General features: G+C 71.1%; 18 protein-coding genes. 9 read left to right on the plus strand and 9 right to left on the minus strand.

Annotation, left to right across the window (positions count from 1 at the left end; all coding sequences use genetic code 11):
* Positions 1-217 precede the first annotated feature (217 nt).
* Positions 218-1,462, plus strand: coding sequence for a cytochrome P450 family protein (locus FCH28_RS05705; RefSeq protein ID WP_136738594.1), 1,245 nt, complete (start codon positions 218-220; stop codon positions 1,460-1,462).
* Between the two features lie 218 nt (positions 1,463-1,680).
* Entirely contained in the window at positions 1,681-3,156 is a 1,476-nt protein-coding gene (locus FCH28_RS40010; RefSeq protein WP_136738595.1) for a D-alanyl-D-alanine carboxypeptidase family protein, read from the plus strand.
* A 185-nt stretch (positions 3,157-3,341) separates the two neighbouring features.
* Here FCH28_RS40010 and FCH28_RS05715 read toward each other — a convergent pair whose 3' ends face one another.
* The 7 genes from FCH28_RS05715 to FCH28_RS05745 form a co-directional block, all read right to left on the minus strand.
* Complete coding sequence (locus FCH28_RS05715; protein WP_246102546.1) at positions 3,342-3,881, minus strand: DUF309 domain-containing protein; 540 nt, start codon at positions 3,879-3,881, stop codon at positions 3,342-3,344.
* Between the two features lie 273 nt (positions 3,882-4,154).
* Entirely contained in the window at positions 4,155-4,745 is a 591-nt protein-coding gene (locus FCH28_RS05720; RefSeq protein WP_136738596.1) for an SMI1/KNR4 family protein, read from the minus strand.
* Positions 4,746-4,805: 60 nt separating this feature from the next.
* Positions 4,806-5,885, minus strand: a complete 1,080-nt coding sequence (locus FCH28_RS05725; RefSeq protein ID WP_136738597.1) for a TolB-like translocation protein — start codon at positions 5,883-5,885, stop codon at positions 4,806-4,808.
* 95 nt (positions 5,886-5,980) lie between these two features.
* On the minus strand, positions 5,981-7,339 hold the full coding sequence (locus FCH28_RS05730; RefSeq protein ID WP_136738598.1) for an MFS transporter: 1,359 nt from the start codon (positions 7,337-7,339) through the stop codon (positions 5,981-5,983).
* A gap of 40 nt (positions 7,340-7,379) precedes the next feature.
* Positions 7,380-8,372, minus strand: a complete 993-nt coding sequence (locus tag FCH28_RS05735; RefSeq protein WP_136738599.1) for a metallophosphoesterase family protein — start codon at positions 8,370-8,372, stop codon at positions 7,380-7,382.
* A gap of 134 nt (positions 8,373-8,506) precedes the next feature.
* Positions 8,507-8,842 carry a DUF427 domain-containing protein gene (locus FCH28_RS05740; RefSeq protein WP_136738600.1) on the minus strand — a complete coding sequence of 112 codons (336 nt, stop codon included), beginning with the start codon at positions 8,840-8,842 and terminating at the stop codon, positions 8,507-8,509.
* Positions 8,839-12,525 carry an HD domain-containing protein gene (locus tag FCH28_RS05745; RefSeq protein ID WP_136738601.1) on the minus strand — a complete coding sequence of 1,229 codons (3,687 nt, stop codon included), beginning with the start codon at positions 12,523-12,525 and terminating at the stop codon, positions 8,839-8,841. The genes FCH28_RS05740 and FCH28_RS05745 overlap by 4 nt, the downstream gene beginning before the upstream one ends.
* A gap of 467 nt (positions 12,526-12,992) precedes the next feature.
* Between FCH28_RS05745 and FCH28_RS05750 the strand changes: the two genes are divergently transcribed.
* The 4 genes from FCH28_RS05750 (at position 12,993) to FCH28_RS05765 (ending at position 19,092) form a co-directional block, all read left to right on the plus strand.
* Positions 12,993-15,056, plus strand: a complete 2,064-nt coding sequence (locus tag FCH28_RS05750; RefSeq protein WP_136738602.1) for a SpoIIE family protein phosphatase — start codon at positions 12,993-12,995, stop codon at positions 15,054-15,056.
* 78 nt (positions 15,057-15,134) lie between these two features.
* Entirely contained in the window at positions 15,135-16,535 is a 1,401-nt protein-coding gene (locus tag FCH28_RS05755; RefSeq protein WP_136738603.1) for a glutamine synthetase family protein, read from the plus strand.
* Positions 16,535-17,677, plus strand: a complete 1,143-nt coding sequence (locus FCH28_RS05760) for an amidohydrolase family protein (protein ID WP_136738604.1) — start codon at positions 16,535-16,537, stop codon at positions 17,675-17,677. Before FCH28_RS05755 ends, FCH28_RS05760 begins: the two co-directional genes overlap by 1 nt.
* 116 nt (positions 17,678-17,793) lie before the next feature.
* Complete coding sequence (locus FCH28_RS05765) at positions 17,794-19,092, plus strand: MFS transporter (protein ID WP_136738605.1); 1,299 nt, start codon at positions 17,794-17,796, stop codon at positions 19,090-19,092.
* 89 nt (positions 19,093-19,181) lie between these two features.
* Here FCH28_RS05765 and FCH28_RS05770 read toward each other — a convergent pair whose 3' ends face one another.
* Positions 19,182-20,714, minus strand: coding sequence for a M81 family metallopeptidase (locus FCH28_RS05770; RefSeq protein ID WP_136739126.1), 1,533 nt, complete (start codon positions 20,712-20,714; stop codon positions 19,182-19,184).
* 124 nt (positions 20,715-20,838) lie between these two features.
* Positions 20,839-22,017 carry an ROK family transcriptional regulator gene (locus FCH28_RS05775; protein ID WP_136738606.1) on the minus strand — a complete coding sequence of 393 codons (1,179 nt, stop codon included), beginning with the start codon at positions 22,015-22,017 and terminating at the stop codon, positions 20,839-20,841.
* Positions 22,018-22,287: 270 nt separating this feature from the next.
* Between FCH28_RS05775 and FCH28_RS05780 the strand changes: the two genes are divergently transcribed.
* From FCH28_RS05780 to FCH28_RS05790, 3 genes are read left to right on the plus strand one after another with little or no spacing between them, the layout of a single operon-like run.
* Complete coding sequence (locus tag FCH28_RS05780; protein ID WP_246102441.1) at positions 22,288-24,087, plus strand: peptide ABC transporter substrate-binding protein; 1,800 nt, start codon at positions 22,288-22,290, stop codon at positions 24,085-24,087.
* Entirely contained in the window at positions 24,084-25,034 is a 951-nt protein-coding gene (locus FCH28_RS05785) for an ABC transporter permease (protein ID WP_136738608.1), read from the plus strand. Before FCH28_RS05780 ends, FCH28_RS05785 begins: the two co-directional genes overlap by 4 nt.
* Positions 25,031-25,921, plus strand: coding sequence for an ABC transporter permease (locus FCH28_RS05790; RefSeq protein ID WP_136738609.1), 891 nt, complete (start codon positions 25,031-25,033; stop codon positions 25,919-25,921). The genes FCH28_RS05785 and FCH28_RS05790 overlap by 4 nt, the downstream gene beginning before the upstream one ends.
* The last annotated feature ends 22 nt before the right edge of the window (positions 25,922-25,943 follow it).

Raw genomic sequence — 25,943 nt, forward strand, 5'->3', positions numbered from 1 at the left:
CCTACAGGAAAGCCGGACCGTTCGGAGCCGGTAGCCGGACTGTCCGGAGCCGGTAGCCGGACTGTCCGGAGCCGGCGGCCGGAGCGTCCGGAGTCGACGGCGGATCGGCCGGCTTCGACGGCCGGACCATCCAGCCGACGGCGCTGAGGCTGACAGGCCATCGGCCCCGAGGCCCGCCTGACAGGCCGTCCGATCCGCTCGTCTAGAGTCGGGATCCATGCAGAACACCGCCGAGACCGGCCCCGATGCCCCCATCGATGTGACCCCCCTCCTCGACGATCCCTACGCCGCCTACGCCGCCCTGCGCGAGGCCGGCCCCGTACACCGGATCGCCGGCACGGACGGCAACCCCGCCTGGCTGGTCACCCGCTACGACGACGTCCGCCGCGCGCTCGCCGATCCGCGGCTCTCCCTGGACAAGCGGCATGCCACGCCCGGCGGTTACCGAGGTTTCTCGCTGCCACCCGCGCTGGACGCCAACCTGCTCAACATGGACCCGCCGGACCACACCCGGATCCGCCGCCTGGTCGTCAAAGCCTTCACCCCGGGGCGGGTCGACGCGCTGCGCGAGCCCGTACGGCGGGTCGCGGACGACCTGCTGGACGCCATGGCGGACAAGGGCCGCGCCGACCTGATCGCCGACTACGCCGGACCGCTGCCGATCACCGTCATCTGTGATCTCCTCGGCATCCCGCAGAACGACCGCCGGGACTTCCTGGCCTGGTCGGACGCTCTCATCACGCCCGATCCCAGCCGTCCGCACCTGATGAAGGAGGCGATCGGGTCGATGCTGGAGTTCTACACCGGTCTGATCGCGACCAAGCGCGCCGAGCCGGGCGACGACCTGCTGTCGGACCTGATCGCGGTACGGGACGATCCGCAGTCGGGCGATGACGTCTCCGGTACGGGGCCGGGGGGCGACCGGCTCACCGAGGACGAGCTGACCTCGCTCGCCTTCCTGATCCTCTTCGCCGGCTACGAGAACACCGTCCACCTCATCGGCAATGCCGTGCTCGCCCTGCTCGACCACCCGGAGCAGCTCGACGAGTTGCGGCGCAATCCGGCCGAACTGCGCCCCGCGGTGGACGAGTTCCTCCGGTTCGACGGCCCTGCTCCGCTGGCGATCCGTCGCTTCCCCAAAGAGGACATCGAGATCGGCGGCGTACGGATCCCGGCGGGGGAGAGCGTGCTGCTGTCGATCGCGTCCGCGAACCGTGATCCCGGCCGGTTCCCCGACCCGGACACGCTGGACCGCGGCCGCGACCTCTCCGGGCACCTCGCGCTGGGCCACGGCATCCACTACTGCCTCGGCGCCCCACTGGCCCGCTTGGAGGCCGAGACCGCGCTCGGCGCTCTCATCAGCCGCTTTCCGGGACTCCGGCTCGATATCCCGCGCGGTGAATTGCGGCATCGACGGGCACTGCGTGCACGTGGCCTGATTTCGCTCCCCGTGACCTGGTAATCGGCAAACGAACAAGTTTTTGAGGCGTAACCGTCCTCGGATGCGGTAGAAAGGTCTTGAGACCCGCCCGGTGTGCATCCCCCGTCGCACCGGGCGGGTCCTTCTTTGCAGATGCGACATGCCGGAGCAGCTGCGACATGCCGAGCGCGCGGCGGCTTCCTTGGGCCGACTGGCGCACCCGCGCTGCGGGCCGAATTGCCCCTACTTAGCGTGACGGCATGGCAATTGACGCTCTTTCGCCCAAGAAGGCCACCAAGAAGGCCGGTGCCGTGGCGGTGGCCGCCGCGGCCGGCGTCTCCATGATGGCCATGCCGGCCGCGGCACACCCCGACGGGCCGGCAGGCACCCGGTCCGCGCCGACCGGAGTACGGAAGGCTGCCGCGCCCCACGCGCCGCAGCTGCCCAAGGGCCTGTCCGCGCTCTCCTGGACGGTGGCCGACGCGGAGACCGGGGACATCCTCGCCGCCAAGAACCCACACCGCAGGCTCGCGCCGGCCAGCACCCTCAAGACGCTGTTCGCGATCACCGTCCTGCCGAAGTTCTCGGCCGGCGCCGTCCGCAGGGTCAGCGCCGCCGACCTCGAAGGCATCGGCGTCGGCAGCAGTCTCGTCGGCATCCAGCAGGGCCGCCGGTACAGCGTCGGCGACCTGTGGCGCGGCGTCTTCCTGCGCTCGGGAAACGACGCGGTGCATGTGCTGGCCTCGATGAACGGCGGCTGGAAGACCACCACGCGAGAGATGCAGAAGACCGCCCGCAAGCTCGGGGCGCGCGACACGACGGTGAAGTCCCCGGACGGCTACGACACGCCCGGCCAGTCCTCGTCCGCGTACGACCTGACCGTCTTCGCGCGCGCCGGGCTCGCCAACGACGACTTCGCGCGCTACTGCCGCACCGCGCGCGCACGGTTCCCCAGCAACGGCGGAGCCGAGATCGAGAACACCAACCGCCTCATCACCGGCGCGAACGGCGTCCCCCGCTACCCCGGCATCATCGGCGTCAAAACCGGCTACACCACCCAGGCCGGCAACACGCTGATCGCCGCCGCGCGGCAGGGCGGCCGCACCCTGCTGGTCACCGTGATGAACCCGCAGTCAGGAGAGGCCAACGGCGTCTTCAAGGAAGCCAGTTCCCTGCTGAACTGGGGCTTCCGGAACGCGGGGAAGACCGAGCCGGTCGACACACTGCCGGAGATGCAGACGGCGCCGGCCAGACATGATCAGGCGCCGGGAGACGCACGCGGGGCGGCGGAGGCGCGCGGTGGTGCGCACAAGCGTGGCGGTACGCACGGGCGGGACGGTGCGCACACGCGTGGTGGTGCGCATGGGTGGGACGGTGCGCGGGAGCGGGAGGGTGTGCACGAGCGGGGTGGTGCGCACGAGCCGGGTCTGCACGACTGGGAGGGCATGTTTGAGTCCGACGGTGCGTATGACTGGGGTGGTATGTACGGCCTCGCCCGTGCGTATGCAGGCGACGATGCCTTGTATGCCGGTGGGGCGATGCCCCGCAGAGTGGTCGCTCGGATCCCCGGGGCTGCCGAAACGACCGCTCGGGCGGGTGAGGCCGGCTCGCACCACCGGCCCGCCATCGCCGCCTGCACCGGTATCGGCTCCGCCCTGCTGGGAGCGGGCGGCGGCATGCTCGCCTGGCGGCTTCGCAGCCGCCGCCGGGAGTGCCGGGAGGCGGAGGCTTCATGAGGAACAGGGGAGCCATGTGCCAGGTGCCGGCGGACAGCTCCCCGGATCAACGCACCGGGAGATAGGAGAAACTCCCACGCCCTGATCCCCGGCGCCGCGCAAAGGCGGCGCGGGCTCGCGGTCCCTGCCGGCCCGGCCCCTGCCGGCCCGGCCCTCCGGCGCACGGAGGGACGGGGCGTACCCCTCTAGCCGCCGGCAGCCCGCAGCCGGGGCGCTGTCTCGGCCGCGGGCACCGGGCCATTCGGGGGTTCGTTCAGTCGACCCGTCAGTTGCCGGGCCCAGTCCGTCAGTCCGGAAATGTCGATGCCGTACGGGGCCGCGTTCGCGTACGGAGCGATGGCGGCCGAGCCCCGGTCCAGCAGCGCCGCCGCGCCGGACGCGTTACCGCGTGCGGCGTGGGTGAGGCCCACGGCGAGCTGGGCGAGCCCGCGCCACAGTTCGCGCTCCGGCTCCGGCGCCGCCTTCCAGGCGTCCTCCAGCACCTCGTGCGCATGGAACGGCATCCCGGCGTCGAGCAGCCGCTGCGCCTCGGCCAGCGACTCCGCCGGCGTACGGGGCACGCCCTCCGGCTGCCGCGCCACGCCCGGGGAGCCGTACGGCAGCGGGCGGCCGAGCCCGTCGCGTGGCCGGGCGCTGCGGGCCCGGCCCTGCTCGTCGCGGTCCCGGCGGAGCGCGGGGCGGTCGGGAGCGGGCGGCTGCCTGGACGCCTCCGGTGCCGTGGGCAACTGTGCGGTGTCCGCCCCGGCGCCGCAGTACTCGCATACGTCGCTGCCGGGCCGTTCACGGATCCGACCGCAGGCGTCACACACCTGGTCCAGCCAGCAGGCCGGATCGCCACCCTGGTCGCCGATGGCGCCCGAGTTCCGCTCGTCGGACCTGTCGTTCGTTTCCTCCGCATCGCTCACCCTTCGATTGTGCGCTGTGTGGGGCGTACGCGTCGCAGCGGGGCGGGCGGGCGAAGGGGGACGGGGACGACTGGGCGACGAGGCGGCCGGTCCCTAGAGGATCTCCCAGTCCAGTTCTCCCTCCGGCGTGACGACGCGCTCGTAGTAGTCCAGGACTTCGCCGGTCTCCATCGCGGTGGCCGACAGGTCGAAGAGCACCGGCAGCGACGCCCACATGCTGTGCCGCTCGAAGAAGCAGCCCTGTTCGTGGTCGGCGCTGCCGACCCTGCCGCGGCGGGTGGTCGGGCGCTGGTCCAGCACCAGTTCGTCCCCGCACCCGTCAGCGGCGAAGGGTATCCACTGCCGGTGCCACCACGGCCCGAAGTCCGCCTCAGGATCCTCGTCTTCGTGGTCCGGCGGCTCCGGATCCGATCCATGGATCTTGGTCCGGATACGCCAGGTGTCCACCATGCGCTGGGTGCTCAGCAGCATCCAGAACGGCGGCAGCAGCACGCGATGCCCCGTACCGTCGTGCCGGAGGACGGATTCCACCAGTGGATCCGGTATGGACAGGCCCATTGCCTCCTCGGCCGCGGCGATCGCGGCACGCTCCGCGGGAGGTGCCAGCGCGGCGGCCGTGGCAGGTGCGTACGCGGCGAGCCATCGCTCGATGCGGATCCAGGACTCGGTGATGGACGGCGTCATGCGATCGATGGTGCCACCCGCCACTGACAATCCCGCCGGGACGCCGAGACGCCCTCTTCCCTACGGGATGCGGGCGGGTGAGGAGGCATTTGGTACGCGGAGGGACGGCGAGCCGCCGCCGTTCGCCGGGACGGTCCAGATGTCACTCTGACGGCCGTCGTGCCCCGGCAGGGCGTAGGCGAGGGTGTCGTCGTCCAGCCAGGCGGCCTGGTCGTCCACACTGTGTGTCTCCGCGAGCGGGTGTTCGCGCAGGGTGCGCAGGTCCAGGACGTACAGCCGCCAGGGGGCGTCGGCCCCGTCGCGGACCCGCTTCTTGAAGGCGAGACGGGTGTTGTCGGGGGAGAGGGACGGGCATTCGACGTTCTCGCGGAGGGTGTGTGCGGCCCACTTCCGCATATCGCCCGCCACGAGATAGGTCTTCCCCTTCGTCGAGACGGTCGCGTAGAAGCGATTGTCGTCGCGGGCGAAGGTGACGCCCCAGTAGTTGACGTCCGGGGAGTGATAGCGGCGGCCGCCGAGGGTGAGCGGGATTTCCTCCATGTTCTTGATCAGGTAGCCGGTGCGGGTGTCCAGGATCGAGGTGCGCGTGGAGAACGACGTGGTGGCGTACGAGTCCCCGGTGGCGAACATCGTCCAGGACAGCATCCGCCCGGAGGCCGAGACCCGGGCACGGTTGGGGATGCCGGTGAGTGCGATACGCCGCTTCTCGTGTAGCCGGCGGTCCAGGACGACGGCGTACGACCGGGGCGGGATGCCGGGGCGGCGCTGCAGGCAGAGGCCGGTGCCGGCGGCCGCGTAGAAGCGCTCGCAGCTGGGGCCGCCGGTGGTGCGGTGGTCCGGCCCGGGGGCGCGGGCCGATGTGTGGGCTGCCGCTCCCGACCGGGCCGCCGGTGCGGGCAGCCTGGCCACCCGGCCGGCCCCGGCGCCGGTGCTGCGGAAGTACAGGAGGCCGTGGTCGAGGCCGAAGGCCGAGTGGGCGTCGGCCGGTTCGGCGCGCCGGGCGGCGCCCACGGTGTAGACGACGGCGACGGTGGCGAGCACCGCGGCGGCGACCGCCACGGCGACGATCCGGGCGCGGAAGGACAGCGGGGCGAGTGGGGCAAGTGAGGAGAGTGGGGATGGGCGGCTCGGGGCGGGCATGTCCTGGTGCTCTGTCGACGGCGTCGACGGCATCGACGGCGTCGGGGGAGCCGCCGGAGTCGGGGGCGTCGGGGGCGTGTCAGGCGTCGCGTGCGTCATAGGTGGGACGGCTCCGTTCCCGGGCGGTTCGGTCGGGCTGGGCGGTCCGGGTGGTCAGGGTGGTCCGGGCGCTCAGGGCGCTCAGGGCGGTCCGGGCGGTCCGGGCGGTGGTCCGGGCGGTCCGTGCGCGGAAGCAGGACGACGGCCGCCGCCAGCGCGACCGCCAGTGCGATGACGGCGGCGATCAGGGCCGGCCGGGTGCCCCACAGCGTCCAGGCCGCTCCGAAACCGGCGGCCGCCAGCAGCCGGCACAGTGCCTGCCCCGTCTGCAGCAGTGCCATCCCGCTCGCCCGCCGCGCGGCAGGCAGGACGGGCCCCGCGAGCGCCATCAGTACGCCGTCGGTGGCGCCGTAGAACACGCCGAGCAGCAGAAGCACGCCCACCAGCAGAACCGCCCCCGCGTCCGTCGTCAGCAGCAGGACATAGCCGCCGAGCAACGCCGCATGCCCGCACAGGAACGGGATGCGGCGGCCGATGCGGTCGCCGAGCCGCCCTGCCGGTACCGCGAGCAGCAGATAGACCGCGGCGGAGCCCAGCGGCAGCAGCGGGAACCAGCTCACCGCGAAGTCCAGCCGGCGCTGCAACAGCAGATAGAGGAACGAGTCGCCGATGGTCGCCGCGCCCAGCAGTGCCGCCGCCGCGAAGATGCGCCGAAAGGCGGGATCGCGTAGAGGGGAGAGGGGCCGTGCGCGCGGCCGGGTGCCGGCGGCCGGTGCCGGGTGGTGCGTGGGCAGGGCTGCTCGTCCCGGTACGAAGGCGACCATCAGCAGTACGCCGAGCAGGCCGAAGCAGAAGCTGACGACGAAGACGGCGTCGTAGGCGTCGGCGGTGGCCCACAGCAGCGCGAACGCGGCGAGCGGGCCCAGGAGGGCGCCGGTGGTGTCCATCGCCCGGTGCACGCCGAAGGCCCGGCCGAGCGCGTCCGGCGGGGCGCTGAGCGAGATCAGCGCATCGCGCGGTGCGGTGCGCACGCCCTTGCCGATGCGGTCGGCGGCGAGCGACGCGCCGATGCCGGCGGTGCCGCCGCCCGCGAGCAGCAGCCCGAGGCGGGACAGCGCGGACAGCGCATAGCCGGATCCGGCGACGAGCTTGTGCCGTCCGCCGCGGTCGGCGGCATGGCCGCCCAGCAGCCGGACGACCGCTGTAACGCCGTTATAGAGGCCGTCGAGAAAGCCGAACTGGAGTGGTGACAGCCCGAGTTGGAGGACGAAGTAGAGGGGCAGCACGGCGGTGACCATCTCCGAGGAGATGTCGGTGACAAGGCTGACCGCGCCGAGGGCGAGGACCGGCCCGCCGACGCGGCCGCGCGTCACCTTTGTCGCCGTGGCGGCCGCGTCCGTGGTCGCGAGATACATCAGTCAGACTGCCACATCCCGAATCCCGGTAGCCCGGGGCTCAGTGGCACTCGTAGGACGGGCTGCTGTCCTTCGTGTTGCCGTCCGTGTCGACCAGGTCCCAGGAGAAACCGGTGTCGGTGAAGTTCAGCTTCACCACACCGAAGGTGTCGGTCAGCCGCTTCTCGCTGTTCGGCTGGACTTCCTCGATCTTGTACGGGTTGGCGCCGCCGACACCGGCGAGCAGTTCGACCAGCCCGTTCTTGTCGGCCTTGCCGTCCGGGTCCTGCGCGGCGAAGCGCTCGTAGTGGTGGTCGTGGCCGTTGAGGACCAGTTCGGCCTTGGCGTCGTAGAGCAGTTTCCAGACCGGCCGGCTGACCGGGTCGTTTCCGTGCTCGCCGGAGGAGAAGAGCGGATGGTGCCAGTAGGCGGCCACGCACTTCTTGGAGTTGGCGGCGAGGTCGGACTTGAGCCAGTCGAGCTGGCTGGAGTCCAGGCTGTTGGAGTCCAGCGCGATGAAGTGCCAGTTGTCCTGGTCGAAGCTGTAGTAGCTCTTGCCGTCGGGATAGGCGACGGACCCGAAGTAGGCCTTGTAGCCCGCCAGTTCACCGTCGGGATCGTAGGTCTCGTGGTTTCCGGCGACGGGGTGCGTCTTGTCCTTGAAGGTGCCCCAGCTCTTGTCGTAGTAGTTCTGGAAATCCTTGAGCCGGGCGTCGTCGTACTGGTTGTCACCCATGGTGAGGACGAACGCGGGGTTGAGCTGCTTCATCAGCGCCGCGGTCTTGGGGTGTTCGCAGCCGCGGTTGCTCGCGGTGCACTGTTCGGCGATATCGCCCGCGGCGGCGACGGTGAACCCGGCGGCCTGCGCACCGGGCGCGCGGTCGGGGGTGGCGTCCGCGCGGCCCGCGGTCGACCAGAGCGCGACACCGCCGACGAGCGCGAGCGCGGCGCCCGCGGCGGGTATCGCCAGGCGGGGGTTGCCGAGCAGCGGCTTCGTGAGCTGCTGGGCCGTCTTGGCCTTGTGGGCCTTCTCGGCGCGAGGGGTGGAGGTCATATCCGTCTCCTGAATCGGCGTGGGGGAGCCGTCCCGAGGAATCCTGGCGCTCGAACATGTACGCGTCAAGGAGGCGGAGGGATTATTGTTAGGAAACTTTCCTACTGAGGTGTGCTCGGTCCTGGGCCGCGGTGCTACTCGGCCAACTCGACCTCGTAGAAGCAGAGATGGTCCTTGATCTGCGCGACCTCGGGGCGCGGCTCAGGGTAGGCCCAGACGATGTCCTCCGGGCCACCGGCAAGTGACCAGTAGGAGGCGGTTCCCTTGAACGGGCAGACGGTATGCGTCTCGGACGGCGTCAGCAGCTCGGTCCGTACGTCCTCGGGCGGCAGGTAGTAGCGCACCGGATAGCCCGTCTCGAAGAGGAGGAGAGGACGACGGCTGTCGGCGAGAAGCCGGCCGTTGTGGACGACACGGACGTGGTCCGTGCCTTCTTTGATCTCGATGTGGTGGCCCTTGGTGGCGGTCACGGTCGTCGCTTCCTGTCGGGGGAGATGAAGGATGCTCTGCTGCCAGGGTCGCACCCGTTGGGGGTGGAGCGGCGTTCCGGAACGGGCTCGGCGAGTGGCACTCGGGTAAGCGCGGTCCGCAGGGTCTCGCCGATGTCGGGGACGGGGATACCCAGCTGGGTGAGCCAGGAGGCGACCTGGGCCAGCCGCTCGGGCTCGCAGAAGGACAGGTCCAGCAGCCTCCGCAGGGACACCTCCGACTCGGCATTCAGGAGCTCGCCGCTGTAGGCGCCGGTGGTGAGCAGTTCCAACGCGTCGCCGTACGACAAGCCCTCCGGCAGGTCACGGCACGAGGTCCGGACCCCGAGGGACGCCAGCCGCTCGGCGAGCTCCCGCGGACTGGTGTGCAGATCTCGCGCCGCGCCGATGAGGTGGGCGAACGGCAGCGCATCGGCCGTGGTCACACCGGACCACTGGCACGGGCCCAAGGGCCGGAACAGCTCCTCGTCCAGCGGTGTGAGCGGATCCGGTAGCCGGAGCGGGATCTCGAAGCCGTACGCGCGCAGTCGCGCCACGACCACGTCCAGAGGGCGGCGCAGCCGGTGTGCGGACAGGAGCAGGTGCTGGTAGGGGACCGGTCCGGGCGGCCGGAGAAACCCGGCCCGTTTGTCGTCGTGCAGAAGCGGCAGATCGTCGATATGAGCGTCGAGGGGGAAGACGGCAGGTGTCCTGAATCCGTCGGCGACCAACTTCCGGATGGCTCGCTCCGGACCGATATCCAGTTCTTTCGCGGTCGCGAGCACTTCACCCGGCGGAACGACTTCGCCCGGCGGAACGACCGCTGGGCGGGACGACCGGGGTTCCGTACCGTCCGCGCTCACCGGTGCCGGCGCCCCGGAGCCGGATACCTGCGGCCGTGTGAGGCCGAGTCGGGCGGCACGTTCTCTCGCGGCTCTCAGCGGAATTCCCATCCGGGCTCCGGCCTTGGCGATGTGGTGTGCCAACCGGGATCCGGTGTCGTCGGTCCACTGCCAGAAACCGGCTGCGTCCTGGTGGGTCAGCAGAAGCTGGTCGGAAGGCAGCGCCGGGAGCACCGGGCCGACGGTGCCGAGTTCGGGGCAGAACGCGATCAGTGCGTCGAGTTTCGCATTGGGGCGGTGGGCGAGCAGTCGCCACAGGTAGATGTGATCGGGCGGACCGTCGAACAACATCATCCAGGGCGATGTGGGTCCGGTGCGGAAGGCGGCGGACGCGTCCCCCGGATCCAGAAGGGCCACATCCGCGGGCAGGCATCCCGTGCGCGGGCTGTCGAAACTCACCGTGCCGAACGTCAGCCGCCGGCCCGCCGCCATGGTCTCCGCCGCGAGGACATCCGCCAGCTGCGCGCCGTACTCGGCCACCCTGGTGATCCACGCGAAAGAGGGCAGCGGCCCCTCGGCCGCCAGCAGGTCGGTCGCCGCCCGCTCCAGCAACTTCCGGATCCGGCCGGAGACATCGTCGAGAATCTCGGTCCGGTCGGCGGACAGCCGCTCGGGCGCGTACGCACCGGAGAGGTTCACCACGGCCCCTGTGAGGCCGGAATCGGCCGTCGACAGCACTCCGCGCCGAACCGAAGGGCGGACGAGGAGACCGTCGACGAGCAGGGCACCGCCCTCCTCGCACCAGATCACCTGCACCCCGGGTGGCGCGCCACGCCAAGTGACCGTCTTCCGATGGGCGTTGAGGCCGAACCGCTCTCCCTCGAAGCCCTCCCTGGTCTTCAACTCGCCGGCCGGCCAGTCGCTCCTCCGGGACTCGTCGCGCGCAACGGTCGGAAACTCCGCGATCCCCAGCACCCGTTCGAGCACATCCACGCACGACCAGTCAGGCGACCTCTCATCCCCCTCCCGCAAATACAGCCGCACGCGCGTGCCCGCTTCGTCGCCCCGCTCCGCGACCTCGACAATCCTGAACAGGTGGCCGGGCCCGAAGATCGAGACCTCCAGCAGCGGCCCCGGCAGGCCGTCCGGCCCCATCCGGCAAGTCGTCAACCGGATCTCGTCGGCCAGCATGAAGTAGCTCAACACGCCAATTCCGAAACGGGAGTTGGGGAAGAACTCGACAGGCGGATCGAGCTGTCGCCAAGCCGACTGCTCCAGCTTGAAGTCGGGCTGCTCGGCGAAGCGGGCGCCCGCGCTGGCGAAGACCCCGCGCAGCTCCGCGTCACCCATGCCGATGCCGTTGTCGCGGCATTCGACGTACTCCCGGCCGTCGTCGTCCCTGCCCTGCTCGAAGGCGATGCCGCCTTCGTAGGCGTACGAGGCCGCTTCCGTCCTCCGGTCCAGATACTCGGTACGGGCACGGCGATAGCGGCAGGCGTCCAGCGCGTTCTGATACAGCTCGCGGATGGCCAGATCGCGGTCCTTGTAGAGCTGGACGCCCATCAGGAGGTCCCGGACCCGGCGCTCGTCGAGGCGGAAGCTCGCCCAGCCCTTGAGGACGCCCTCGGCGGGGACCACACCGTCCGCCGAGAGACGGGTCGGCAGGGGCGGCATGGGCTCGGTGATGCGTTCGCGGACCGTGCGGTGCACCGCGTGGAGGAGTTCGTCCACGCGGGTCGTGTAGCTGCGCAGGGCCTCGATGACGGCCTCGTGGTGGCAGTCCGTCCGGAGCACGGGCAGGTCGGGGGAGCCGCCCCAGCCGGAACCGTCGAGGGTGTGGCGCAGTGCGGGCAGATCGACCGGGTGCGGGATGCCCAGGTGCTCCACCACGATGTCGGGCAGGGCCGTCATCTCGATGGCGGTGCCATGGGCGAGGGCGAGGAGGAGGGCGAGACGGCGGTCCCTGACGCGCTGGTGGCCGGGCCCGCGGAGGCGGTCGTCGGCGGGCAGCTGGTCGAGGAATTCCGGGTTGCAGACGCCCGGCCCGCGGCGCAGCCCGTGCAGGAGCCGGCTCACCCTGAGCGGGGTGAGGGTGTCGCGCAGCGCCGCGGTCGTCTCAGGGATGAGGGCCAGGAGCCGTCCGACCGCGGCCGGGGCCGCGAACTCCGTGCGCTGGGCGAGCCAGCGGTGGAAGAGCCACCAGCCGATCGGCGCGGCCGCGTCGGGACGTAACCGCGCGCGTTTGACGAGGAGTTCGTATTCCTCGGCGAAGGCGTGGAAGGCGTGGAAGGCGTGGAAGGGGTGCGAGGAGCGGAAGGAACGGCGGGGCGTGTCCGTGGGGTCCGGCGAACGGCCGAGGGTCTCGGGGCGGACCGAGGCGCTCTCGACCGTCAGGTGCAGCGAGTGCACGCGGTAGAGGAACGGGACGAGGGTCAGCAGCGCGGCCTCGGCTGGGTAGAGGCCGAGGCTCGTGCCCTGGCCCGGCTCGCCGCAGAGCCACTCGATGCGATCGAGGAATCGGGCGGGGTGGCCGGGGTCCTGCCATGGGTCGGCGGTCAGCAGCCGCTCCGCCTCGTCCCGGGCCTGTGCCAGCAGCCGTACCGCAGTGGCGACATGCTGCCGGTGGAGGGCGGCGTCGCGGTCCGCAGGGACGTGCTGCCAGATCGTGGAGTCGGCGGTCAGCCGTACCCAATGATCCTCCGGGAGCACACCGGGCCCGGCCGGCTCCGGGGTCGTCTGATGGATCGATACGTGGTCGATGCGCCCCGCCTGCACCACCGGGCCCGCCACCCAACCGCCGGACGACGTGTTCAGCGTGTTCCTGGTCTCGCCTTGCTGCTGCATCGCGCCCTTCCCCCAGCCTCGTGGAGCCAGCCTAGGAGGGCGGGGGATGCGGGGCGGGCGGTCGCCTGCGGTACGAGTACGGCCGCGGTGCGATCCGGCGGGCGATCCAGCGGGCGATGCGGCGGGCGAACCCGCGACGGCTCCAACCGAGGCCGTCGATCACCTGGCGAACACGTTCCGTGACATTCCTAGCGTCATGGGTGACCGACCCGCAGGGTGCAGAAGCCAGTGCTGCGGGCAAGCGACCAGACAACTGACCAGACAAGTGACCAGACAACTGGCCAGGTGATTGACCAGGCACCGGACCAGGCACCGGACCAGGCTGTTGACCAGGCGATTGACCAGGTCGTCGACCAGACGATCGGCCGGCAGCGGCCGCGCAAACCACCGGACCAGGGCACTGGATCAAGCCACCGGATCCAGCACTGGACACGCCGCAATCCGGGTGAATGTGGCAAAGTGACGACATGGCTGACCGGGCGGCACAGCAGCCCACCGTGTCGGTGCCGGACGACTGGCCCGCGCACCCGGACGTGACCCTTGCCCTCAACGGCATGGGCGGCTTCGACTGGGACCTCGACAGCGGCCTGATGCACATGGACCCGCACGCCCTCGAGGTCTTCGACATGCTGCCGGGCGAGTACAACGACCGCCCGGAAACCCTCAGCGACCGCGTACCGTCCACCGAGGCCGCCCGCCTGGACGCGCTGGTCGCCCGCGCCCTCAAGGACGGCAGCCACTCCTACGGCGCCTACTTCCGGGTCCGGCTCAGGGACGGTGCGCTCCGCTGGACCCACGCCCAGGGCAGCATCCGCCGCGACGAAACCGGCCGGCCGCGCCGCATCATCGGCGTGGTCCGCGACGCCAGCGACGAATACGCCCAGGCGGCCGAACGGCTCGCGGTCGACGAGGAGCGCCGCCGGCACACCAGCGTCGTCGAGCGCACCACCGCCGCCCTCGCTCACGCCAGAACCGTCGGCGAGGTGATCGCCGTCCTCGCCGACGAGCAGGGCCTGAGCCGGCTCGGCGCCGAGAACGTCATCCTCGGCCTGGTCGAGGCCGGCCGCATCCGGCTGGTCTCCGAAGGCAAGGCCGGCAGCTTTGTGCCCGACCTGGAATACACTCGGGTCGGCGACGAATTCCCGATGAGCGAGGTCGTCCGCACCCTCGCCCCGCGCTACGTCCGCACCCGCGCCGAGTTCCGGCACGGCTGGCCCCGGCTCTGGCCGGCCATCGAACCGCTGAACATCGGCTCCGCCGCGTACCTGCCGCTGATCGCCCAGGGCCGCCCCATCGGCGTGATCGGCCTGTTCTTCCAGCGCGAGAGCGACTTCCGCGACCAGGAGCGCAACGTCCTGGTCGCGCTCGGCAGCAGCATCGCGCAGAGCCTGGCCCGCGCCATGCTCTACGACCAGGAGCACGACCTGGCCGCCGGCCTCCAGCAGGCCATGCTGCCGCGCCGCATCCCCGGTGTCGCCGGCGCCCAGGTCGCGGTCCGCTACCGCTCCGGGCGAATGGGCCGGGACATCGGCGGCGACTGGTACGACGTGATTCCGCTGCCCGACGGCCGGGTCGCCGCCGTCATAGGCGACGTCCAGGGCCATGACACCCAGGCCGCGGCCCTCATGGGCCAGCTGCGGATCGTCCTGCGCGCCTACGCCGCCGAAGGGCACGCGCCCGCCACCGTCATGGGCCGGGCCTCCGCCTTCCTCAACGAACTCGAAACCGACCGCTTCGCCACCTGCGTCTACGTCGACGCCGACCTGAGCACCGGCGCCGCCCGATTCGTCCGCGCCGGGCACATCGACCCACTCCTCCGGCACGCCGAGGGACTCTGCCGCCGCCTCCCGGTGGCCGGCGGGCTGCCGCTCGGCATCTCCTCCGAGTTCCGCCGCCTCGACTACCCCGTCACCACCGTCCACCTCGCCCCCGGCGACACCCTGCTGCTCTGCACCGACGGCTTCGTCGAGCAGCCCGGCATCGACCTCGACGAAGGCATGCGGGAGTTGGCCCGCGAAGTCCGCGACGGCCCGCAGGACGTCCAGCAACTCGCCGACGTCCTCTGCGAATCGGCCGGCGGCCGGATCGGCGAGGACGACATGGCACTGCTCCTGCTGCGCCGCCTCGGCGTCCCGGAGCACGACACCATCGGACGGTTCCGGCAGCACATCGCCCCCGCCGACCCCGAAGCGCTGTCCGCCGCCCGGCATATGATCCGGGCCGCGGTACGCGCCTGGGGAGCACGGGAGCGCTCCGAGGAGATCGAGCTGGTCGCCGACGAGCTGATCACCAACGCCCTGCTGCACACCGACGGCGAGGCGGTGGTCAACATCCGCATGCCGCACAGCGCCGAACGGCGCCTGCGACTGGAGGTCGAGGACCAGAACAGCAGCCTGCCGCGACGCCGCGAACCGGGCGAGGCCGGAGTCTCAGGGCGCGGGCTGCTGCTGGTGGACCGGCTCGCGGATGTCTGGGGTGTGGAACCTCGCGGCGGAGGAAAGTGCGTATGGTGCGAGTTCAACTGCTCGTGACCGGCGGGGCCCTGGGCCGCACCGGCGACGGCGGCATCGGGCGCCGAGGAATCGGCACGGCCAAGTGAGGACGGCTCTATGGGATCGCGGGCTGCGGAACAGCGCGTGGACGCCCGCCAGTTGGCGGCGGGAATGGACGCGGAAGGCGTCCGGAATGTGGCACTGACCTGGGTGGACAACGCGGGCATCACACGCGTCAAGGCCATACCGGTACAGCGCCTGGCGGCCGCCGCCGAACGAGGCGTCGGAATGTCACCAGTCTTCGACGTCTTCACCTCCGACGACGCCATCACCCAGTCCGACGACCTCGGCGGCCCCGACGGCGATCTGCGGCTCTTCCCCGACCTCGACCGGCTCACCACGCTCGCCGCACAACCCGGCTGGGCCTGGGCCCCCGTGGACCGCTACGACCAGCTGGGGCAACCGCACCCCGCCTGCCAGCGGCTGTTCGCCCGCAAAATGACCGAACGGGCCACCGCCGCCGGCCTCGACCTGCGGATGGGCTTCGAAACCGAGTGGGTGGTCACCCGCGCGCCCGCGAGCCTCACCCCGGCCCCCGAGGACGAGTTCGAGGTCCTCGACTACCCCTGCGCCGGCCCCGCCTACGGCATGACCCGCATCGTCGAACTCTCCGACTACCTCCGGGACGTCACCGAAGCACTCACCCTCCAGGGCATCGAGGTCCTCCAGGTCCACCCCGAATACGCGCCGGGCCAGTTCGAGGTCACCACCGCACCGGCCGACCCGGTACGCGCCGCCGACGACGCGGTACTCGTCCGCGAAACCGTCCGCGCCGTCTCCGCCCGGCACGGCCTGCGCGCCTCCTTCGCCCCCTCGGTCGTCGCCGGACAGGTCGGCAACGGCTGCCACCTGCACCTCAGCCTCCATCGCGACGGCACGAGCCTGCACCGCACCCCCGACGCCGAATGGGGCCTGGCCCCCGACGCGGTGTCCTTCCTCGGCGGCATCCTCGGCGCCCTGCCCGCCCTCCTCGCCATCGGCTGCCCCTCACCCGCCAGCTACCTGCGGCTACAGCCCTCCCGCTGGGCCGGCGTCTACCAGTGCTGGGGCCTGGAGAACCGCGAAGCCGCGCTACGACTGATCACCGGCGCCCCCGACGACCCGGACGGCGGCCAGGCCGAGGTCAAGACCTTCGACGCCGCCGCCAACCCCTACCTCGCCGTCGGCGCGGTCATCGCCGCAGGCCTCCACGGCATCGAGCACGGCACCCAGCTGCCCGCCCCGGAACGCGGCGACCCGGGCGTCCTCGGCGTCCGCGAGCGCGCCCGCCGCGGCATCATCCGCCTGCCGTCCACCCTGACCGAGGCCACCGACCGGCTGGAGAAGTCGGCCCCGCTGCACGAGGCGATGGGCAAGGTCCTGCACGGCGCGGTACTCGCCGTCCGACGCGCCGAAGAGGACCACTTCGCCGAGAGCGACCCCGACGAGATCGCCGCCGCCACCCGCTGGCGCTGGTGATGACCGCGAACGCCCCGGGGCCCGGCACCGGCACCGACGACGGCCTCCCGCCGCTGGTCGACCACCACTGCCACGGCATCATCCGGCACCAACCGGACCCCGGGACGTTCGCCGCCTACCTCACCGAATCCGACCGCCCGCCCGCCGCCGGCACCACCTTCTTCGACACCCAGACCGGCTTCGCGGTCCGCCGCTGGTGCCCGCCACTGCTCGACCTGCCCGCACACTGCCCGCCCGACGCCTACCTGGCCCGCCGCCGCGACCTCGGCCCCGACGAGACCCGGCGCCGCCTCCTGGGCGCCACCGGCATCGGCGCCTACCTCCTGGACACCGGCCTCCCCGGCGACCTCACCGGACCCGCCGAGACCGCCGAAGCAGGCGGCGGCACCGGATACGAGGTCATCCGACTGGAAACCCTCGCCGAACGCGTCGCGGCCGGCTCGCACGACGCCGAGGACTTCACCGACACCCTCGACCACGCCGTACGGAACGCCGCCCACACCGCCGTCGCCTTCAAAACCGTCGCCGCCTACCGGCACGGACTCGCCCTCGACCCCCAGCCGCCCACCTCCGAAGCGGTCCACACCGCCGCCCGCGACTGGCTGGCCGCCGGACCGCCCCGCCTCACCGACCCCGTACTGCTGCGCCACCTCATCTGGCTCGCCGTCGCCACCGGCCGCCCCCTCCAGCTGCACACCGGCTTCGGCGACCCCGACCTCCGCCTCGACCACGCCGACCCGACGCTCCTCACCGGCCTCGCCCGAGCCACCGCCGACACCGGCACCGACCTGGTACTGCTGCACTGCTACCCGTACCACCGCCAGGCCGCCTACCTGGCCGCCGTCTTCCCACACATCTACGCCGACGTCGGCCTGACCCTGACCCACACCGGCCCACGCGCCACCGCCGTCCTCGCCGAATTCCTGGAACTCGCCCCCTTCGGCAAACTCCTCTTCTCCACCGACGCCTACGGCCTCCCCGAGCTGTACACCGTCGGCAGCGCCCTCTTCCGCACCGCACTGACCTCCGTACTCGGCGACTGGACCGCCTCCGGGGCCTGGTCGGCGGAGGACGCCGGGCGGGTCGGCGCCATGATCGCGGCGGAGAACGCACGGCGGGTGTACCAGCTGCCGGCCCGCTGACCCGCGGCCCACAAGGGACAGAACACAAAGGGTGATCCGGTAAGGGGCGAGCCACCCGAGCGCCACTTCCGGACCTCCCGCCCGCCCCACCCGCCCGCCGTGCTTTACTGCGCCGCGTGGCACCTACAACGACCTCCGACGCGGCCTCCGACGCACCCTCCGAAAAGGGCGAAACACCCCTGCGCTCCCGGATATTCGCCGATCTGACCCCGCTGCGCAGCTCACCGGACTACCGCCGCCTGTGGTGCGGCAACACCATCTCCTGGATGGGCCAGCAGATGACCGCCCTCGCGGTCTCGCTCCAGGTCTACGCCATCACCAAGTCCACCTTCTCCGTCGGCCTGGTCGGCCTCTGCTCCCTCGTCCCACTGATCGTCTTCGGCCTCTACGGCGGCGCCATCGCCGACACCGTCGACCGCCGCAAACTGGGCCTCTTCAGCGCCATGGGCGCCACCGTCATGTCCGTCGTGCTGGCCACCGCGGCACTGGCCGGCTACCACCACGTCTGGCTGCTCTACACCGTCGTCGCCCTCCAGGCCGTCTGCTTCGCTATGAACGCCCCGGCCCGCTCGTCGATGATCCCGCGACTGCTGCCCACCGAGCAGCTGCCCGCCGCCAACGCCCTCAGCTCCCTCACCACCAACCTCGGCCTCATGGGCGGCCCGATGCTGGGCGGCGTCATCGTCGGCCTCTGGGGCTACCAGGCCGCCTACCTCATCGACGTGGCGGCCTTCAGCGCCGCCCTCTACGCCATGTGGCGACTGCCCGCCATGCGCCCCGAACAGGGCGACGGGCCGCGCCGCCGGGCCTCCGTCCTCGACGGACTGCGCTTCCTCGCCACCCGCCCCAACCTCCGGATGACGTTCTTCTCCGACCTGGCCGCCATGGTCCTCGCCCAGCCCCGGGCGCTCTTCCCCGCGATCGCCGTGCTCTGGTTCGCCGGCGACGCCAAGACCGTCGGCCTCCTGGTCGCCGCGCCCGCGGTCGGCGCCGTACTCGGCGGACTGTTCTCCGGCTGGCTCGGCGGCATCCGCCGGCACGGCCTGGCCATCCTCCTCGCCGTGGCCTGCTGGGGCGCCGCCATCGCCTCCTTCGGCCTGTCCCGCCACCTCTGGCTCGGCCTGTTCTTCCTCGCCGTCGCCGGCTGCGCCGACACCGTCTCGATGGTCTTCCGCCACACCATGCTCCAGGCCGCGGCACCCGACAACATGCGCGGCCGCCTCCAGGGCGTCTTCATCGTGGTGGTCGCCGGCGGCCCACGCCTCGGCGACTTCCTCGCCGGCTCGGCGGCCGACCTGACCTCCCCGGCCGTCGCCGTGGTCGGCGGCGGCGTGGCCTGCATCCTGGTGGTGACCGCCCTCGGACTCGGCCGGCGGGCGTTCGCCCGGTACGACGCGCGGGATCCGCAGGCGTGAGGACGGGGCGTCCGGGCATCGGGGCACCTTCACCGGGGCGCCCCACTGGGCCACCGGGGCGTTCTACCGGAGACCTTTGCCGGCGTTCTCTACAACACCACCGCCCTCAGATCCGCCTCCTCGAACCCCTCGTCGTCGAACGGGTAGAGCGGCCGCCGCACCTTGTGATGGCCCAGCCGCAGCAGGTCCTGATCCACCCCGCCCGGCGTGAGCGCCAGCAGCCAGTCCGCCGCCATCGCGTACAGCTCCGGTTCCAGATAGCCGATCTTGACGACGACCAGGTCGTACGAGAGCGGGTCCAGCGTCCCGAAGTCCGCGCGGGTGTGGAACGGCTTGCGGCGCTCGGTGAGCACCACCGTCACCCCGCCCGAGGTGACGGCCGCGGACCGGCCACCGGCGTCATAGGCCGGATTGCCCCGTGAGGCGTCGGAGCCGGAGCCGGAGCTGGAAGAGCCTTCCAGGGCGGTCACGGTGCCGGTCAGCTCGTACGGCTCGGCATGCCGGCCGGTACCCGCGCTGACCTGGCCACCCACACTGAGCTTCACCTCGGCGCCCACCCCCGCGTCGAAACAGGCGGCGACGGCCTTCGGGTCGGTGACGCCCGGATGCAGCGCCGTCACCCGGCCGCTCGCCAGCTCCTCGTGTGCCAGCAGCCGGCCCAGCATGTACGCCAGGTCGCCGGCCCCGCCCGCGGTCGGATTGTCGCCGGAGTCGCTGATCAGGAACGGGCGGGCGGCGGAGCCGACGGCCCGCGCGATACAGGTGTCCGCGTCGCCGGTCGGGCCGACGAAGACGAAGTCGCGCCGGGCCTCCCAGTACTCCCGGGCCAGCAACTCCGCCTGAGATACGGCGAGTTCGGGATCATCCGCGGTGACCACGACGGCCGCCCGGCAGCGCTCCTCATCGGCCCAGGCGTAACCCACCCACATCGCCGCGTCCACGACCCCGTCGAGCGCCTCGACCGAGGCCAGCCGCCCGTACAGCGACCTGGCCGGTTCCAGCCGGGTGCTGGTCTTCTCACCGGGCAGAAGGACCGGGATCTGCACCCAGGCGCGGTACGGCCGGCCCCTGCCCGACACCAGCCGCTCGACGAGCTTGCGCGCGGCCCGCTCCCGGGTCTCCCAGGCATCCTCATGCGGGGCCAGACGGTGCGCGGTGAGCAGGTCCAGGCGGTCGGCGAACCGGCGCGACACATTCCCGTGCAGGTCCATCGCGGCCGAGATGAGCGTTCCGGGGCCGGTCGCCGCCCGCACCGCGTCGTTCAGATCGGCCTCCGCGTCATCCATGCCGACGACGCTCATCGCACCATGGATGTCGTACACCAGGCCGTCCAGCGGCCCCGACTCCCTTACCCGCACGGTCAGTTCGGCCTTGATCCGGTCATACGTGGCGCGCTCGACGGGGCCACCGGGCAGCGCGACGGCATGCACCAGCGGCACCCATTCGACGAGCTCCGCCAGATCCCCGTCCGACCGGGTCCAGGTGTAGCGGGCGAGCAGTGCCTCATCCCGGGTGACACGGAAGTCGTCGTACGTCGAGCGGTGCGGGCAGAACTGGCTGGACTCGATGGCCATACCGCCGATGCCGATGCGAAGGCGGCGGGGCGGGGGAGAGCTGGTCATCCGGGTGGTCATGGGGCCTCGCTTTCCCTGGGGGCGAGTGGCCGGCAGGCGGCCGGGGAGTGGTCAGGAGTGGTCAGGCACAGTGGTCAGGAGAGGAGTGGTCAGGAGTGGTCGGGCACAGTGGTCAGGTGCGACCCGCGGCGCGGCTCCGCAGCCCGTCCGCCGGTGCCGGCTCGCGCAGCGCCGCATGCCCCGCGCCGAGCAGCCCCGCATCCGGACCGCACGTCGCGGCGTCAATGGTGAGCTCGCGGGTCGCCATCGGCAGACAGCGCTCGTACAGCACCCCGCGCACCGCGGCGACCAGCGGCTCCGCGCCGGACAGCGCGCCACCCAGGATCACCGCCTCGGGGTTGAAGAAGTTCACGACGACGGCCAGCACCGCACCGATGTCCCGGCCGGCCTGCCGTACGAGGGTGGTGGCATGCGGTTCACCGTTCTCCACGAGGCGGAGGATGTCGGTGGTGGAGTCCGCGGCGATGCCCCGGCCGCGCAGCGCGGCGGCGATCGCGGCGCCGCTCGCCACCGTCTCCAGGCAGCCTATGTTGCCGCAGGAGCAGGGGCGTTCGGCGGCCGCGTCCACCCGGACATGGCTGATGTCACCGGCCGAGCCGCCGGCCCCGCGGTAGAGCCGGCCGCCGCTGATGACGCCGGAGCCGATACCGCGGCCCGCCTTGACGACGACGAGATGCCGCAGCGTCGGATGCGCGGCACGTTGCTCGCCCAGTGCCAGCACATTGGCGTCGTTGTCGAGCAGCACCGGCAGGCCGAGGCGGTCGGCAAGCCGGTCGCGCAGCTCGTAGAGATGCCAGCCGGGCATCCGCGACGGGGCGATGATCCGCCCGCCGTCGGTGTCCACCGGGCCGGGGAAACCGACGCCGACACCGCGGACGGTACGACCGGCCGCGTGCTGCCGCTCGGCCAGCGCCGTCAGCCGTTCGGCGAGCACGTCCAGGGCGGGTTCGGGCCCGGCGGTCAGATCGAAGGTGTACTCGTCGATGTCGAACGGGGCGCCGGTCAGCCCGACGGCCCCGGTACGGATGTGATGGCTGCCCAGGTCGGCGGCGAGCGCCACGGCCCCCTGGGCCACGACCCGCAGCAGCCGCGGCCGCCGGCCGCCGCGCGACGCACCCTCGCCGGACTCGGTCAGCAGCCCGGCGTCGACCAGCTCCTGCACGCGCGTGGAGACGGTGGAGGCGGCCAGCCCCAGTTCCCGCACGAGGTCCGCGCGGGAGGTGGCGGAGCCGCTGGCGACGAGTTCGAGGACATGCGCGGCGGAACCGGGCAGCTCGTCCGAGGGGGGCATGGGGGCCATTCGGCACGGGGCCTTTCGGCTCGGGACCTTTCGGCTCGGGGTGGCGATCACTTACTTCGGCGATCGAAGTAAGTGTGTGGCTCAACTCCCTTACAGTAGAGCTCAGTTCGCGTCGCCTCACCAGATCCCGCCAGATCTCGACACCTGCTCCGTCAAGCCCTTGACTTCCTTTCACGGCCGTCCGTACTTTGCTCGCATTCTTCGACCGGCAGACCTCTCGGAGGCAGCATGGGCCTGCGCAGCACACGGATACGCGGGCCCGTGGAACGCATTCTGGTCGCGGCCCTGCTCGGCATCGTCGTACTCGCCGGCTGCGGCCCGCGTGGCAACGTTGTCACCGATGTCGGGCCCACCGGCGGCACCCGCATCGAAGGCGGCACCGCCACCATGGCCCTGCCGCCCGCCTCCACCCCCAACTGGATCTTCCCCATCGGCGCCCCCGGCTATCTGGCCTCGCACAACAGCGCCATCCAGAACCTCCTCTTCCTGCCGCTGTTCCAACCCGTGCAAAAGGGCGCGGCGCTGACCATGGACTCCCCCCGCGGTCTCGCCGAACAACCCCACTACAGCGACGGCAACGACACCGTCAGCATCACCCTGAAAAAGGGCTACGAGTGGTCCGACGGCACACCCGTCACCACCCGCGACGTGAAATTCTGGTTCGACCTGATCAAGCACAACAAGAAGGAATGGGCCGGCTATTCACCCAAACTCATGCCGGACGACGTCAAGGCATTCGAGATCGTCGACGACCGCACCTTCCGGCTCCGGCTCGACCGCCCCTACAACCCGACATGGTTCACCGCCAACGAACTCCAGGACTTCGTCGCCCTCCCCGCCCACGCCTGGAACCCCGACCACCAGGACCCGAAACACGCCTTCGCCCGGCTGATGCGACACGCCAAAAAGCTCTCCACCTTCGACAGCGACCCGCTCTGGAAGACCGTCAACGGGCCCTGGCGCATCGAAAAGTGGAGCACCTCGGGACAGGTGTCCCTGGTACCCAACAAGAAATACCGGGGACCGGACAAGCCCCACCTCGACCGGGTGATCCTCAAACCCTTCACCACCGCCGACGCCGAATTCAATGTGCTGCGCGCCGGCGGCGTCGACTACGGCTACATCCCGCCCTCCGTCATGGCACAGTCCGCCAAGTTCAAAGAAATGGGCTACCGCATCGACCCATGGGAAGGCTGGGCGATCACCTACATCGTCCTCAACTTCCACCACCCCACAGCCGGCCCACTGCTGCACCAGGCCTACCTGCGCCAAGCCCTCCAGCACCTCATCGACCAGCCCACCATCTCCAAGGTCATCTGGCACGGCAGCGCCGCGCCCACCCTCGGCCCGGTCCCCGCCGGCCTCCTCGACGGCAACCCCTACCCGTACGACCCCAAGAAAGCCAAGGCGCTGCTCGCCGCCCACGGCTGGGCCGACCATAGCGGACAACTCCGCTGCGTACGGCCGGGAAACAGCACCAGGCAATGCGGCGCGGGCATCAAAAACGGCCAGGAACTACGGCTCTCGCTGCTCTCCCAATCCGGCTCGACCGAGACCTCCAACACCATGCAGGCCATCAAATCCGAATTCGGCAAGGCCGGCATCACCCTCGACATCCGGCAGCAGCCACTCAACACCGTCCTGGGAACCACCGTCCCCTGCAAGAAGTCCGAACCCATCTGCTCCGAATGGCAGCTCGGCTTCTTCGGCACCCAGGGCAGCTGGTACTTCCCGCCCGACCCCAGCGGAGAAAAAATCTTCGCCACCAACGCCCCCTCCAACATGGGCAATTGGTCCGAGCCACGCACCGACCGGCTGATCCGGAAAACCGAATACTCCGACGCCCCGACCGCCATGCGCGATTACGGCCGCGAGGTCGCCCGCCAACTCCCGGTCCTATGGACCCCCAACCCCGCCTACCAGGTCTCCGCCATCCGAAACGACCTGCGCGGCATCGACCAGAACCCGACGCTCAGCCTCGCACCCCAGTACTGGTATTTCGTAAAGAAAACGAAGAACGGGGCGCGGAGCGGGGAGGGCAAGGGGGGAGCCGGCAAATGATCCGCTTCCTGACCAAGCGCATCGCGCAGGCCGCCACAGTCCTGCTGCTCGTCTCCGTCATCGTCTTCGTCCTGCTGCACATGCTCCCCGGCGGCCCGGCCCGCGCCATCCTCGGCGTCCAGGCCACCCCCGAAGCCATCGCCCACTTCAATCACCAACAGGGATACGACCGCTCACTGCCCCAGCAGTACGTCATGTACCTCGGACGGCTGCTCTCCGGCGACCTCGGCGAGTCATACAAACTCAACCAGACAGTCGCCTCCCTGCTCGGCGAACGACTGCCCAAGACCGCCCTGCTCGCAGGCCTGGCCCTCACACTCGCCGCACTCCTCGCCGTCCCGCTCGGCATCCTCCAGGCCGTACGCCGCGGCAAAGCCGCCGACTACCTCCTGACCGGCGCGGCCTTCCTCGCCTACGCCACCCCGGTCTTCTTCCTCGGCCTCGTCCTCATCCTCGTCTTCAGCCAGCAACTCCAGCTGCTCCCCGCCGAGGCACCCCAGGCCGACACCCTCGGCGGCATCCTCACCGACCTGCCCGCCCTCGTACTCCCCGTCGTCACAGCAGCGCTCGGCATCATCGCCGCCTTCAGCCGCTACACACGCTCCGCCGTCCTCGACAACCTCAGCGAGGAATACGTCCGCACCGCCCGCGCCAAAGGCCAGTCCAACGCCCGCATCATGGCCCGCCACGTCCTCCGCAACGCCCTCATCCCCCTGGCCACCCTCCTCGGCCTCCACCTCCCCACCCTCTTCAGCGGCACCCTCGTCGTCGAGTCGATGTTCAACTACCCGGGAATGGGGCTGCTGTTCTGGAACGCCGCCCAGGGCTCCGACTTCCCGGTCCTGCTCGGCGTCACCCTCGTCGCCGGCGTCGCCACCGTCCTCGGCTCCCTCCTCACCGACATCGCCTACGCCGTCCTCGATCCGCGCATCAGGAGCGTGACATGACCGCCACCGATGCCCCCGTCTCCGAGACGGCCCCCGCCACCCCCGGACCGGCCCGCCGCACCCTCGCCGTCTTCACCCGCAACAAGCTCGCCCTGACCGGCGCACTGGTGCTGCTCGGCCTGCTCACCTTCTGCTTCCTCGGACCACTGATCCACCCCACCGACCAGATCCACACCGACCTCTCCCAGGCCGGCCTCGCCCCCGGCGGCAACCACCCCCTCGGCACCACCGACCTCGGCTACGACCTGCTCGGCCGCCTCATGTACGGCGGCCGCACATCCCTCGAAGTCGGCCTGGCAGCAGGACTGTTGGCCACCCTCCTCGGCACGGTCTACGGCGCGGTCGCGGGCTACCTCGGCGGCTGGGCCGACGCCGCCATGATGCGCATCACGGACGCCGCGCTCGCCATCCCGGCCCTCTTCCTGCTCGTCGTGGTCGCCGCCATCGTCACACCCAGCAAACCCGTACTCATCCTGATCATCGCCTCCGTCGCCTGGCTCTCCCCGGCCCGACTGATCCGCGGCGAGGCGCTCGCCCTGCGCAGCCGCGACTACCTCCACGCGATGCGGCTGATGGGCGGCGGCGGAAGCCGTGCGGTATTCCGGCACATCCTCCCCAACGCCATCGGCACCGTCATCGTCAACGCCACCTTCCAGATCGCCGACGCCATCCTCTACGTCGCCTACCTGTCCTTCCTGGGCCTGTCCATCCCGCCACCCGCCGCCGACTGGGGCTCGATGCTCTCCGCCGGCATCACCTACACCCAGGTCGGCCACTGGTGGCTGATCTTCCCGCCGGGCATCGCGATCGTGCTGGTCGTGGCCGCGTTCAACTTCATCGGCGACGGGCTGCGGGACGCGTTCGACGTACGACTCGAGAAGAGCTGACGTGCACGTCCGGACATCATGC

The sequence above is a fragment of the Streptomyces piniterrae genome (genome assembly GCF_005048155.1).
GTDB lineage: Bacteria > Actinomycetota > Actinomycetes > Streptomycetales > Streptomycetaceae > Streptomyces > Streptomyces piniterrae.